Here is a 13,499-nt window from a genome sequence, read left to right on the forward strand (position 1 = left end):
ACTGTATGTGACACAGACGTCACATAGCCTGGTCGACCGACTGGTACTCCAACAAGCGCTTCGGGCATATTCCCTCGCAACGGAGCGGGCGTACCGCATACTGTGCGCCGCATCCGGTCAGGGATCGCGCAGCCAGGCACGGAACCGCTTCGGACCAGCCGAGCGGCTCCCTGGGGAAGCCTGGAACGTACGCGCACCCGATGGAGCGTACCTGAGGACCACCCCGACTCCACCGCGTAACAAGTCACGCATCGGACACAACCCGCCGCGGACGCTCCGTGACCACGCCGAGCACCCCACGATTGGTTTACCCGTAAGCCGTAAATGCCTCATAAGCGACATCGTCGAAGAGGACGAAGCGCACCTCCGTGACGGAGGTGGAGGCCGCGCGCACGGTCTGTACGGCGATGCGGGCGCCGTCGTCGATCGGCCAGCCGTAGACGCCGGTGGAGATGGCGGGGAAGGCGACGGTGGCGGCGCCCAGTTCGTCGGCTACGCACAGCGACTCCCGGTAGCAGGAAGCGAGGAGTTCGGAACGGTCCTCCCCCGCCCGCCAGACCGGGCCGACGGTGTGGACGACCCAGCGTGCCGGCAGCCGTCCCGCGGTGGTGGCGACGGCCTGGCCGGTGGGCAGCCCGCGACCGTAGTGCGACGCCCGCAGGTCGCGGCAGGCGGACAGGATCTCGGGGCCGCCCTTGCGGTGGATGGCGCCGTCCACGCCGCCACCGCCGAGCAGGGAGGAGTTCGCGGCGTTGACCACCGCGTCGACCGGTTCCTCGGTGATGTCGCCGCGTACGAAGGCGATAAGGGTCATGGGGGCCATCCTCGGTCACCCCGCGCCGGCCACGTACTGGATAACGCGGGCCCGGCGTCGCGGCCGCCCGCCCGCGAAGCGCTGCGCTCAGGCGGACAGCGGCCTGGCGGTGTCGTCGGTGGCCGCGTCCAGGTCCGGGTAGACCTCGAACAGCCGGCGCACCCCGAGCGCGGCCAGCACCCGGTTGACGTGCGCTTCCCCGCCGTGGCCGCCGAGTTGCCCGGACGATCCGGACGGCGCGCCCTCGTCGTCCTCCCGCGGCAGCACGATCCGCAGCCGCCCCGCGCAGGACCGCATCAGCCGTCGGGCGCCGATCAGCACGCCCACCCCGCTGGAGTCGCAGAACCGCACCCCGGCGAGGTCGAGCACCAGGCTGCGCCGCCCGTCGGCGACCGCTTCATGCACCTTCTGCCGGACCGCTGGCGAGGAGATCAGGTCCATCTCCCCCGCGACCGTGACCACCGCCCAGCCGTCCCGCTCGGCCTGGGTCACCAGCACCGGTTCCCACCTCGCCTCGCCGTCGACTTGGATTCTCCCGTCCTACGACCCTATGCCCGCTCCCGGTCGCAACCCCGCAATCTTCTGGTCACACCCGCATAACAGACCGACAGAAGCGGTCGCATCCGGTGTCAGGTTGGTGCAATGCCGCGTACACCCTCGTGGGTGCCCGGTAACGTCGGGGACGCAGGCACGGGCCGGACGACGCAAGGGGGCCGGGAGATGGCGACACCCGCACCGCCGCGCTGGGACCGCAAGATGCAGCAGCGGCTGGCGCGGGGCGAGGAGGCGGCACTCGGTGAGCTGTACGACCGTTACGCCTCCCTGGTCCACGGTCTCGCGCACCGGGTGACCGACGACGACGACGCGGCGGACCAGATCACCCGCGAAGTGTTCGGCTACGTCTGGGAGAACCCGGACGCCTACGAGCCGAAGTACGGTTCGCTGCGGTCGTGGATCGCCGCGCTCACCCAGCGGCACGCGGTGCACCGGTTGCGCCAGTACGCGAACCGCGGCCGGACCAACCCCGACGTGCTGGAGGCACGCGTGCGCGAGGCCAACACCGCGGCGCGCGCCGACTTCATCGTGACATCGATGCCGGCTCCGCTGCGCGCCGCCCTCGAACTCGCCTACCGGGAACGGCTGGACTACCGCGCCGCGGCGGCCGATCTCGGGGTCAGCGAGGACGAGGCCCGCCGCAGGCTGCGGTTGGGCCTGCAGTTGCTGTCCACCGCGATGGAGCCCGACGAGCAGGCCGAGGCGTCGTTCGAGCAGAGCACCAAGCGAGGCGAGCGGTGAGCGGCCCGACGTACCACGACGGCGACGGCCCGCCCGACGACGGCGGCCGCGGAGACGGGCGCCGCGCCCGCGTCCCCGCCCAGCGCGAACAGCACGACGCGCCCGATGACGTGCCCTTCGGCTCCATCGGCCCGCAGTCGCCCGGCCCCGGTACGCCTGCCGGGCCTGCCACCGGCTCCCCGGCCGAAACCGCGCCTGCCTTTCTCGGCCCGCCGCGGCCGACCGGCTCCTCCGGGTCCCCCGAATCTCCCGAACCGACCGAACCTCCCGAACCGACCGACGGGGCGGACCCGCCTGTGCCGCACCTGCCCCACCTGCCCCGCATCAGCCCGGCGACGGCCTCGGCCGTGACCACCGTCCGCGTGCCGCCGTACGACCACGGCACCCTCAAGTCGCTGCTGGGTGCCTGGGCACTGGCGGCCTGCTCCCGCGACGAGACCCTTGCCGTCGAGGTGCACCTGACGGACTGCGCGAGCTGCGCCGAGGAGGCGCTGCGGCTGCGGGACGCGGTCGGCCTGCTGCACCAGGAGGATTCGCTGGACCTCGACCCGCTGCTGCGGGCGCGGGTGCTCGAAGGGTGCCTCGGGCGGCGTCCGGCGCGCATCCCGGTACCGGAGTGGGCCGGGCCCTACGACGCGGAGGCCGCCCGGCTGGACGCGCTGCTGCGCGATCTGGGTGACGGCTACTGGACCGCGCCGGTGCGGTTGCAGTGGTTCGACGGCGCCCCGGTGACACGGGAGTTCACCGTCGGCCAGGTCATCGCGCACCTGATCGCCGTGGACGGCCTGGTCGGCCGGGCCCTCGGGCTGCCGCAGCAGAGCATCGAGACGGCGGCCGACGACGCCACCGAACGCTACGGTCTCGACCGGCCGCGGCCGGTACGCCTGAGCCATGCCGCCGAGGAGATCGAGTTGCCGCGCTCACCCGCGGCGCGCACGGCCGCGCACTGGGCCGCCCACCAGGACCTGCCGGGCGCGACACTCCGCCTGCTGTGGCGCGAGCAGAGCCACCGGCTGGTGCGGACGATCGCGTTCGCGGGCGAGGGGGTCGCGGGCCTCCCGGTGGACCACGGCGACTTCGAACTGCCCTTCCAGGACGCGTTCGTGGACCGCGCCTTCGCGTGCTGGACGCACGCCACGGACATCGCCGAGGCGGTGGACTACCCGTACGACACGCCCGCCGAGGGCCACATGCGGCAGATCGTCGGCCTGACCGCCGGCAAGCTGACCCGGGCGCTCGCCGCACGGCGCCGGGCCGGGCTGGCCACGTCGCCGGCACGGCTGGTCGCCGCGGGCTCGCCCGGGCGTTCCCTCAAGCTCGAGATCGAGGGCGACGGTGGCGGCGAGTGGTTGCTGGCGCTCGACTCGCCGGGCGCGGTGGCCTCGCCCGACCACCAGGTGGCGCATGTGGCGATGGACAGCCTGGAGTTCTGCCAGCTCGCCACGGGGCACGTGGTGCCGGAGCGCGTGGCGGCGGGCAAGGCCGGCGACCGGGCGGCGATCCGGGACGTGCTGTACGCGACCGCGGCGCTGTCCCGGCTCTGAGGTCGTCACGTCCCGAAGACGTGAGGGCCTGAGGACCTGAGGAGTTGCGGACCCGCCTCAGCCACCGGTTACCCGCTACCCGAACACCACGGTCCGGCCGCCGTTGAGCAGCACCCGGTGCTCGCTGTGCCACTTCACCGCCCGCGCCAGCGCCTGGCACTCCACGTCCCGGCCGATCGCGACGAGTTGCTCCGGGGTGACCCCGTGGCCGACCCGCTCGACCTCCTGCTCGATGATCGGGCCCTCGTCGAGATCCGCCGTCACGTAGTGCGCGGTCGCGCCGATCAGCTTCACACCGCGGTCGTGCGCCTGGTGGTACGGCTTGGCGCCCTTGAAGCTCGGCAGGAAGGAGTGGTGGATGTTGATGATCCGGCCGGACAGTTTCCGGCACAGGTCGTCCGAGAGGACCTGCATGTAGCGGGCGAGCACCACCAGTTCGACGTTCTCCGCCGCCACGATCTCCAGCAGCCGCGCCTCGGCGTCGGACTTGGTGTCCTTGGTGACCGGGATGTGGTGGAAGGGCACGTGGTAGGACTCGACGAGGGCGCGGAAGTCGGTGTGGTTGGAGACGACGGCGGCGACCTCGACCGGCAGCGCGCCGGTGCTGGCGCGGAAGAGCAGGTCGTTGAGGCAGTGGCCGAACCTGCTGACCATCAGCACGATCCGCATCCGCTCCGCGGACGGGTGGATGTGCCAGTCCATGTGGTAGGCGTCGCCCACCGCGGCGAAGCTGGCCCGCAGCTTGTCGACGTTCACCTCGGGCTCGGCGGAGAAGTGCACCCGCATGAAGAACAGCCCGGTGCCCTGGTCGCCGAACTGCTGGCTGTCGACGATGTTGCACCCGGTCATGAAGAGGTAGCTGGAGACCGCGTGCACGATGCCCTGCTTGTCGGGGCACGACAGCGTGAGGACGTACTGCGGGGGCTGCGACTGCTGTTCGTTCACAGGCGCCAGCCTGGCACAAGCAGGCAGCCGAGGGCGCGGGTGTCCGGCACACGGACCCGATCACGCCGTCACGGCCGCGTGGTCACGCGTACACGTGGTCACGCGTACACGTGGTCACGCGTTCACGTGGTCACGACACTCGCCGGGGTCACGCCGTCCGGTTGTAGATCGCCAGCACCTCGAGCGAGCGCGGCGGGACGTCCGGGTCCTCGCCGTCGGCCGACGCCAGCCGTACGTGCGCCTCGCGGGCCGCGTGCACCGCCTCCGGCCAGGCCGAGTGGTCGAGGTAGGCGACCGCGGGGGCGTCGGCGCCCACCTGGTGCAGGATCTTCAGCACGCGCAGCACGGCCACGTCGACCAGCGCGGCCTCCTGCGCGTCGCGGAAGATCGTGCCGACGTACTTCTCGGCGGACCAGTTGTCGAGCCAGGTGTCCTCGACCAGGCGGTAGACGGCGTCGGTGACATCGCCGTATCCCTCGCGGCCGGTCCGCCACACCTCCATCTGGAAGACGGGGTCGCTGATCATGTGCAGCGCGGAGCGCACATTGCTGCGCCAGCGCCACCACGGCATGTCATTGAGGGGCATGCCACCCATCGTGGAGGAGTGACGGCCGCGACGGGAAGACTTCTCCGAACCTTGCACAGCGCACGATCGTACGCACCCGATCGGCGACACCTGTAATTCACCCGAACGTGACCGGGCGTTGGCATCCGGTCACCCGGCCGTTGAGCCGGAAGCGGAATCTTCCATTGATATGACTGACCGTCGCAGGGGCGCGCTCCGGCGTGCCGCCGTCCCACTACTCGCCGTATCCGCGCTGGTCAGCGGGTGTGGTGTCCTTCCGGGGAACGCGGGGGGCTCCCCGGGGCCGATCGTGGTGATGACATGGGCGCCGGTAGGCACCAACGCCACCAACATGCCCGGCATGCTGGGGATGGCCAAGGCCGTCGAGAGCTACGTCAACGACCAGGGCGGGCTGCACGGCCGCAAGCTGAAGGTGCTCACCTGCAACGAGCGCGACGACGCGGTCACGGTCACCGAATGCGCCAAGCAGGCCGCCGACGCGGGCGCGGTCGCCGTCGTCGGGTCGTACAGCGAGGAGGGCAGCAGCTTCATCTCCGCGCTGGAGGGCGACGACATCCCGTACATCGGCGGCTACGGGATCACCGAGGACGAGTACCAGTCCCTGATGTCGTACCCGATCAACGGCGGGCTGCCGGCGCTGCTGGCCGGCAGCGGGCTGCAACTCGCGCAGAGCTGCAAGAAGGTCGCGCTGGTGCGGCCGGACTCGATCACCGGCGACCAGTTCCCGATCTTCCTCGACCAGGGGCTCAAGGAGGAGGGCAAGCACCCGGTGGAGGACATCCTCGCCAAGGACGACTCGACCGACTACACCGACGTCGCGACCCAGGCGGTCGGCGACGACAAGGCGTCCACCTGCGTGTCCGCGGTGCTCGGCGACCACACCAGCACCTTCTTCGACTCCTTGCGCCGGATCGGCGACGTGCAGCCGAAGGTGCAGCTCTCCTCGGTGATCGGCAGCGTGCAGCAGTCCGTGGTGGACGCGAGCGGCGGCGCGAAGAGCCCGCTGGAAGGCGCGAAGATCGCCGACTGGTACCCGCCGGCCTCGGACCCCAAGTGGGACGAGATGAAGTCGGTGATCAGCAAGTACGCGTTCGGCGACGACACGATCGACGTGGCCGACCCCGGGGTGCAGACCACGTGGATCGCGTACTCCGTGTTCGCCAAGGTGGTGCGCGCGATGGACGACAAGACGAAGATCACCGCGGACAGCGTGCGGCGGGCGATGGACGCGACCACGAAGCTGTCGACCGGCGGCCTCACCCCCGACCTCGGCTGGACCGACGCCGACCTGCTGAACATCCCCGACCACCCGCGGATGGTCAACGCCGACATCGTCTACCAGAAGGTGCGGCAGGGCCGCCTGGTCCAGGCGCAGCCCGGTTTCGTGAACGTGACCAAGACGCTCAAGCCCGCGTCGTACGCCCCGCTCAAGCGGGACGGCCAGTAGCCGGCCGGCAGCCGTCAGAGCTGAGCCGTCAGAGCTGAGCCGTCAGAGCTGGGAGTACTGCCGCTGGGTGAGGCCGTACTTCTTGGCGATCGCGTTCCAGAGCTTGACCGCCTTCTTCTTCTCGGTGGTGGCGGTGCCGCTCTCCCGGTCGCCGGCCTGCGTCTCGCTGGTGTTCTTGGCGTGGCCGCCGTGGCAGACCTTGTGGTTCTTCTGCGCCTGGCCGGCCCAGTTCGCGTAGTGGGTGTCGGCGGCGGAGGACGCCTGCCACGCCTTGGTGAGCGCGGTGCTCAGGGCGTCGTGGTCGGGCAGCTGGTCCAGGGGCAGCTTGGCGAGCTGGGTGACCAGGGACTTGCGCCGGTCGGCGGCGGTGTGCAGGTCGCCGGCGGCGCCGGGCAGGTTGCTGCAGCTCCTGATGGACGCGACCGCGCTCACCACGGAACTGCGGCTGGCGTCACTGGTGTTGAGCAGCGAGTCCAGCGCGGACGCCTGCTGCTTGGCGGCGTCGTCGGCGCCGTCGGAGGCGCCGGGCTTGGCGCCCGCGGAGGTGCCGGGCGCGGGCGAGGCGCTCGACGAGTCGGCCACGGTGCCGGTCTTGCCGCCGCCACCGCCGCCGCCGGAGTTGAGCAGCGCGCCGACCACCAGGCCGGCCACCACGCAGCCGCCGACCACGACGCCGATCAGCGCCTTCGGCGACATCCGGCGCCTGCCTTCACCGCCATCGTCGTAGCCGTAGTCCCGCTCCGGGCCGTAGCCGGGCTCCTGGGGACCGCCGCCGGGGCCCTGCGGGTAGGGCTGCTGGGCGGGCTGCCGGCGGTCCGGCGGCTGGATGATGCGCGGCCGCATCGGCGCCGGGCTCGGCACGTCATGCCGGAAGAGGTGGTCGTAGTCGCTGTCGTGCCCGGGGCCGGGCTGCGGCTGCTCCTCCTCGAAACCGCCGTACTGGCCGGGGTGCTGCTCCTGGCCGCCGTACGACGGGCCGCCCGGGTTCGGGTACTGGTCGTAGCCGCCGGGCTGTTCGTACGGCGCCTGGCCGTATCCCTGCTGTTCGTAGCCGGTCTGCTGGTCGTAGCCGCCCGGGTGGTCCTGCTGGTCCTGGAAGAAGGGCAGCGCCTGGGTCGCCTCGGCCGGAGAGGGGTCGGGTATGTACGAGGGCGGCGGGGCCTGCGGCGGCACCGGCGGCAGCGGTGGTGCCGGGGCGTCACCGGGGTAGGGCGGCAGCATCTGCGTGGCGTCGGCTATCGGGGGCGCGGGAAGCGGCGCGGGGGGCTGCGCGGGCGGCCCGAGCGGGTCGCCGCCGGGGTAGGGCGGCAGCATCTGCGTGGCGTCGGCGGGCTCGGCGGCCGGCGGGCCGTCGGGCGCGCCCCACGGGGTGCCGCCCGCCGGCTGGACATGCTCGCCGTACTGCAGTGGCGGCTGCTGCCGGCCCGAGGGGAGCACGACGCCCCGGTACGCTTCGGGCGAATCCTCGCCGCGTCCGCTGCTGTGCATCGCCGCCCACTCCTGACTCTGGCCTACCGTGCAAACCGTCGGCCAACGCTACCGGGTCCCGCTGAGCGCCGCCCCCGCTCATGAACAGGTGAGCGTCACCTCACACTTGGGCAACGGGGCGGCTACTGGCGCGGGCGCTGGGCTCGGCGGGTCTGCGCAGCGCTTTGACCGCCATGTGGGCGTGGAGTGTCGGTCCGGTAACGATTCGGCATGCGGGGGCGGGCGGCACCCCTATGTCACCTTCAGGCCGCCTCCCGTTCGTCCAGCCGAGCGTGGAAGGCGCGCACCACCGGCTCACCGGCGAACGGCTCCAGGCGACGGCGGAAGTCGTCCAGATACTCAGCGCCGCGGTTGGAGCGCAGCCCGGACAGCAGGACGACGGCCTCCTCGCCGGTCTGGCAGGCCGCGTCCAGTTCGCGCTGCTGCACCTGGGTGTCGGCGAGCAGCAGCAGGTCGATCGCGCGGCGGCGGGCGCGGGTGGCCGGGTGGGCGGCCAGCGCCTCCTCCGCACGGCGGGCGGCGGGCTCGGCCTGGCCGAGGTCGCGGTGGCAGTGCGCCAACTCGTCGGCCAGGTAGGCGTGGTCGAAGTGGGCGATCCACGGCGGGTCCTGGTCCGGCTCCGAACGGTCCATCGCGTCGAGCGCGAGCCCGGCGACGGTGGCGAAGGTGCGGGCGTCGCCGAGCAGGGCGTGGCCGCGCGCCTCGGCGGCGTGGAACATCGCCTCGACGGTGGCGGTGACCTGACCGCGGGCGCCTTCCTGGGCGGCGCGGGCGAGTTGGGCGATCTCGCGGGGGTTTCCGAGCGAGGCGGCGAGATGGCTCATGCTCGCGGCCAGGATGTATCCGCCGTAGGCGCGGTCGCCGGCCGCCTGGGCCAGCCGCAGCGCCTGGATGTAATACCGCTGGGCGAGGCCGGGTTGGCCGGTGTCGACCGCCATGTATCCGGCCAGCTCGGTCAACCGGGCGACGGCGGAGAAGAGTTCGCGCCCGACCGACTCGCGGTAGCTGCCGGCGAGCAGCCCGGAGACCACGCTGTTGAGGTAGTGCACGACGACCGGGCGGCAATGGCCGCTGCCGAAGCGGTGGTCGAGGTCGGTGAGCGCCTGGGTGGTGGCCTTGACCGCCTCGACGTCGGACATCCCCACCCTGGCCCCGCCGTTGCGCGCCACGCCCTGGTCGGGGCGGGTGATCAGCCAGTCCCTGCTGGGCTCGACGAGTGCGGAGGCGGCGACGGTGGAGCCGGTGAGGAAGTCGCGCCGGCCGACGTCGCTGCGCCACAACTCGCAGACCTGCTCGATCGCGCCGAGCACGGTGGGCGCGAAGTGCAGTCCGATGCCGGTGGCGAGGTTCCGCCCGTTGGCCATGCCGATCTCGTCGATGGACACCGCGCGGCCGAGCTTGCGGCCCAGCGCCTCGGCGACGATGCCCGGGGCGCGCCCGCGCGGCTGCTGCCCGCGCAGCCAGCGGGCCACGGATGTCTTGTCGTATCGCAGGTCGAGGCCGTGTTCGCTCCCGCACATGTTCACCCTGCGTGCGAGGCCGGCGTTGGAGCAGCCGGCCTCCTGGATCAGTGCTTGGAGCCTCTCGTTCGGCTGCCGCGCCACGAGTGGTCGTGCGGCCATCGATCCCCCCTTGTCGTTCTTCGTGGGTCTTCCTTCCCCAACCCCGGCGGATAAACCCCGTATTGACGGCAATTCACCCGTACCAGGCCGTTGGCGGCGCCGGGCCGGCCGGGCCGGCGGGCGCTCGTCCGGTTCCTACCCGATTCCGGACGAGGTGCCCGTACGCGCCCCCGGAGATGCTTCCGTGCGCCCGGCGATGAGCGGCGGTGCGCGGTGACGAGCCGCGCCGGATGCCCGTAAACCGCGCCCACGTGGGCAGTTGTGCAGCGCGTGGAAGGCACCGCCGCGGTTCCGCGCCAGCTCAGCGGTACCCAACTGCTCGACACGGCGGTCTCGTACGCGCAGGAGCGGCACTGGGAGGTGCTGCCCGGCACGTGGCTGGAGACGAGCGCGGGGGGCGCACCGCGCTGTTCGTGCGCCTCGGCGGCGTGCCCCGCCCCCGGCGCCCATCCGACCAGCGCGGACTGGGCGACCCAGGCGAGCGGCAACGGCTCGGAGGTGCGGAGGATGTGGACCGGGCAGCCGCGTTCTTCGGTGCTGCTGCCCACGGGGCGCACCTTCGATGTGCTGGAGGTCTCGGAGAGCGCGGGCTTCCACGCGCTCGCCAGGATCGAGCGGCTGGAGGTGCAGCTCGGCCCGGTGATCTCCACGCCCACCCGCCGGATGGCGTTCTTCGTGCTGCCCTGGGCATGCGCGAAGGTGCCCCGGCTGCTGGGCGCGCTCGGCCGGCCGCCGGACGCGCTTGACCTCACGGCGCGCGGCGAAGGCTACTGGGTGGCCGCCCCGCCGACCCGGATGGGCACGGGAGGGTGCGCGTAGTGGGCCCGCCGGCCGACCGCGGCGAATCGGTGGCTGCCGGACGTCGGCGAGGTGCTGAGCCCGCTGGCGTACGCGTGCGGGCGCGAGGCGGCGGAGACCCGCGCCCTACGCTGAGCAGGACCCGGCACCGAGCCGATGACTTTGTGTTACCCCCCGCGCTCGCCGTCAAACCCAACACCGCTCGCACGAGCGGTTTTCGCCGTCCTTCCCGGAAGCCACCCGGGCTTTCGGTCACTGTCAGTGGTCGCACATAGGGTGGCCGCACGCGTGGTGAACGCGGCCGGAGAAGCGTCGCGGTGAGCATGGACGGGGATCGGGAGAGGTGCGGTGCGATGGGTGAGGCGCGCGGTGCGGAGCGGGAGCCGGACAGCCGGCGGCTCCCGTCGTACTACGGGGATCGGACGGGCCCGGCCGGGTCCGGGCTGGAGCAGCCGCCGCGGCAGCCGTCGGGGGTGCCGCCGGCGCTGCGGGTGCGCGGCCTGCGCAAGCGGTTCGGCGAGCAGGAGGCCGTCGCGGGCATCGACCTGGAGCTGCCGGCCGGCCGCTTCGCCGGCCTGGTGGGGCCCAACGGGGCGGGGAAGACCACGACCCTGTCGATGGTGACCGGGCTGCTGCGCCCCGACGAGGGCCTGGTGCAGATCGTCGGTCGCGACGTGTGGAGCGACCCGGTCGAGGTGAAGTCCCGGATCGGCGTGCTGCCGGAAGGACTACGACTGTTCGAGCGGCTGTCGGGCCGCGAACTGCTCACCTTCACCGGTCGGCTGCGCGGCCTGCCGGTCAAGGACGTGGACCTGCGCGCCACCCAACTGCTGGACGTGCTGGACCTGTCCGCCTCGCAGCACAAGCTCGTCGTGGACTACTCGACGGGCATGCGCAAGAAGATCGGCCTCGCCGCGGCCCTGCTGCACAACCCCGAAGTCCTCTTCCTGGACGAGCCGTTCGAGGGGGTCGACCCGGTGTCCGCGCAGGTCATCCGCGGCGTGCTGGAGCGGTACACGGCCACCGGCGGCACCGTGGTGTTCTCCTCCCACGTGATGGAGCTGGTGGAGAGCCTGTGCGACTGGGTCGCGGTGATGGCGGCCGGACGGATCGTGGCGCACGGCCCGCTCGCCGAGGTGCGCGGCGAGGCGGCGACCCTCCAGGACGCCTTCCTGTCGCTGGTGGGCGCCGACCGGCGCTCCGGCGGTGACCTGGACTGGCTGGGCGGGGGCCCGAAATGACCGGCGCGGGCCCGCTCACCGCCGAGTCGCCGCCGCCCTCTCCGCCCGCGCCGTCCGTCGCGGACCGGGCCGCCCCGGTGACGGCGACGTTCGTCCGCCTCAAACTGGCCGTGCTGCGCAACGGAGTCCGGCAGTCCCGCGGCCGCACCGTGAGCTGGTGCATCGGCGTCGGCCTCGCGATGCTCTACGCGCTGGGCAACGGCGCCGGGATGATCGCCCTGCGCGGAAACGAGTACGCGCCGGCCGCCGCCGTCACCATGGCGGCGGTGCTGGCCATCGGCTGGGCGGTGATGCCGCTGTTCTTCTTCGGCGGCGACGACACCCTGGACCCGACCCGGCTGGCGATGCTGCCGCTGCGCCCCCGCCCGCTGATCACCGCGCTGCTGACGTCGTCGCTGATCGGCGCCGGCCCGCTGTTCACGCTGCTGGTGGGCACCGGTTCGGTGGTGGCGGTGGCGCACGGCGCGGCGGCCGCGGTCGTCGCGGTGCCGGCGGTGGCGTTGCTGCTGGCGATCTGCGCGGCCGTCTCCCGAGGCGTCGCGGCGGCCAACACCCGGCTGCTGACCAGCCGTAAAGGCCGCGACCTCGCGCTGCTCAGCGGGCTGATCGTGGCCGTCGGCGCGCAACTGGTCAACCTCGGGCTCAGCTCCCTGTCCTCCAACCACGGCCTGCACCGGGTCACTTCGGTCACCTCGGTACTGCGCTGGGTCCCGCCGGCCTCCGCGGTCGACGCGGTGCGGTCGGTCTCCGACGGTGCGTACGGGCAGGCGGCGGCCCAACTCGCGCTCGCCGTCGCGCTGCTGGCCGTGGTGCTGCGCTGGTGGTACCGCACCCTGTACCGGCTGATGATGTCGCCGGACTCCTCCACCCTCCAGCCCGCCCCCGACAGCACCGTGCGCAGGGGCGGCGGCCGCGCGCCGCTGCTCTCACGACTGCTGCCCGAACGCACGCTGGCCGGCCGGACCGCGACCGTGATGGAGCGCCAGTTCCGCTACGCCGCGCGCGATCCCAAACTGCGCGCGTCCTGGGCGACCGGGCTCGCGGTGGGCCTGCTGCTGCCGCTGGTCGCGGTCGTCCAGCACGGCTCGGTCTACCAGTGCCTGTGGACCGCGGGCCTGCTCGGCATGCAGATGTACAACCAGTTCGGGATGGACAACTCCGCGTTCTGGACCGTCGTCGCGACCATCACCACCCGCAAGGACGCGGAGTCCGAGCTGCGCGGCCGCGCCCTGATGCTCGCGGTGGTCGCCCTCCCCTACGTCACCGTGGTGACCTGCGCGACCGCCCTGCTGCTGGGAAGGGCCGGGGCGCTGCCCGAAGTCCTCGGGATGGCCTTCGCGTTCCTCGGTGCGCTGATTTCCACCGGCGGCTACGCGAGCGTCCGCTTCCCGTACGCGGTCGCGCAGGACAACGCCTTCGGGAACGCCGCGCCCGGCAACGGCTCCATGGTGGCGTTCAACGCGCTGGGCGGGTCCGTGATCGCCTCCGCCTTCTGCCTGCCGGTGCTGGGCCTGGACCTCGCCTTGCACCTGACCGGACACCACGCCCTGCTGTGGACGGTGCTGCCGGTCGGCGCGGTGTACGCGGCCGCGCTGTCGGTGGCGAGCCTGCGGTTCACCGCGCCGCGGCTGCTCGACCGGCTGCCGGAGATCCTCGCCGCCGTCGCCCGCCCCTGAAGCGCCCGGGTGCCCCTGCGAACAGGGGGCACCCGCCGGCCG

11 protein-coding genes and 1 pseudogene are annotated in these 13,499 nt (G+C 72.6%); 6 read left to right on the forward strand and 6 right to left on the reverse strand.

Going from position 1 to position 13,499, the window contains the following annotated elements:
- Positions 1-307: 307 nt before the first annotated feature.
- Positions 308-814 carry an O-acetyl-ADP-ribose deacetylase gene (locus tag OG370_RS16835; RefSeq protein ID WP_328465067.1) on the reverse strand — a complete coding sequence of 169 codons (507 nt, stop codon included), beginning with the start codon at positions 812-814 and terminating at the stop codon, positions 308-310.
- Positions 815-901: 87 nt separating this feature from the next.
- Complete coding sequence (locus OG370_RS16840) at positions 902-1,306, reverse strand: STAS domain-containing protein (RefSeq protein WP_328474181.1); 405 nt, start codon at positions 1,304-1,306, stop codon at positions 902-904.
- Between the two features lie 228 nt (positions 1,307-1,534).
- Between OG370_RS16840 and OG370_RS16845 the strand changes: the two genes are divergently transcribed.
- Together OG370_RS16845 and OG370_RS16850 are read left to right on the forward strand one after the other, a co-directional pair.
- On the forward strand, positions 1,535-2,110 hold the full coding sequence (locus OG370_RS16845; RefSeq protein ID WP_328465069.1) for a sigma-70 family RNA polymerase sigma factor: 576 nt from the start codon (positions 1,535-1,537) through the stop codon (positions 2,108-2,110).
- Positions 2,107-3,654: a hypothetical protein gene (locus OG370_RS16850; RefSeq protein WP_328465071.1), complete on the forward strand. Its 1,548-nt coding sequence runs from the start codon at positions 2,107-2,109 to the stop codon at positions 3,652-3,654. Before OG370_RS16845 ends, OG370_RS16850 begins: the two co-directional genes overlap by 4 nt.
- Positions 3,655-3,729: 75 nt before the next feature.
- On the opposite strand, the gene purU is transcribed toward OG370_RS16850, so the two are convergent.
- Positions 3,730-4,599: a formyltetrahydrofolate deformylase gene (purU, locus tag OG370_RS16855; protein ID WP_443060689.1), complete on the reverse strand. Its 870-nt coding sequence runs from the start codon at positions 4,597-4,599 to the stop codon at positions 3,730-3,732.
- 148 nt (positions 4,600-4,747) lie between these two features.
- Positions 4,748-5,194: an SCO4402 family protein gene (locus OG370_RS16860; protein WP_443060690.1), complete on the reverse strand. Its 447-nt coding sequence runs from the start codon at positions 5,192-5,194 to the stop codon at positions 4,748-4,750.
- A gap of 286 nt (positions 5,195-5,480) precedes the next feature.
- Here OG370_RS16860 and OG370_RS16865 point away from each other — a divergent pair, with 286 nt between their 5' ends.
- Positions 5,481-6,632 (forward strand): ABC transporter substrate-binding protein, encoded by a 1,152-nt coding sequence (locus tag OG370_RS16865; RefSeq protein ID WP_328465075.1) that lies wholly within the window; start codon positions 5,481-5,483, stop codon positions 6,630-6,632.
- 42 nt (positions 6,633-6,674) lie between these two features.
- Here the strand turns inward: OG370_RS16865 and OG370_RS16870 are convergent, their stop codons facing one another.
- Positions 6,675-8,120 (reverse strand): hypothetical protein, encoded by a 1,446-nt coding sequence (locus OG370_RS16870; RefSeq protein ID WP_328465077.1) that lies wholly within the window; start codon positions 8,118-8,120, stop codon positions 6,675-6,677.
- Positions 8,121-8,362: 242 nt separating this feature from the next.
- Positions 8,363-9,742: a transcriptional regulator gene (locus OG370_RS16875; RefSeq protein WP_328465079.1), complete on the reverse strand. Its 1,380-nt coding sequence runs from the start codon at positions 9,740-9,742 to the stop codon at positions 8,363-8,365.
- Between the two features lie 315 nt (positions 9,743-10,057).
- Here OG370_RS16875 and OG370_RS16880 point away from each other — a divergent pair.
- The 3 genes and pseudogenes from OG370_RS16880 (at position 10,058) to OG370_RS16890 (ending at position 13,457) form a co-directional block, all read left to right on the forward strand.
- A pseudogene (locus OG370_RS16880) lies at positions 10,058-10,675 on the forward strand (bifunctional DNA primase/polymerase).
- A 218-nt stretch (positions 10,676-10,893) separates the two neighbouring features.
- A complete protein-coding gene (locus OG370_RS16885) occupies positions 10,894-11,781 on the forward strand; it encodes an ABC transporter ATP-binding protein (RefSeq protein WP_328465081.1) in 888 nt (295 codons plus the stop codon).
- Positions 11,778-13,457 carry a transporter gene (locus OG370_RS16890; RefSeq protein ID WP_328465083.1) on the forward strand — a complete coding sequence of 560 codons (1,680 nt, stop codon included), beginning with the start codon at positions 11,778-11,780 and terminating at the stop codon, positions 13,455-13,457. The genes OG370_RS16885 and OG370_RS16890 overlap by 4 nt, the downstream gene beginning before the upstream one ends.
- Positions 13,458-13,499 lie beyond the last annotated feature (42 nt).

It is taken from the genome of Streptomyces sp. NBC_00448, assembly GCF_036014115.1.
Classification (GTDB): domain Bacteria; phylum Actinomycetota; class Actinomycetes; order Streptomycetales; family Streptomycetaceae; genus Actinacidiphila.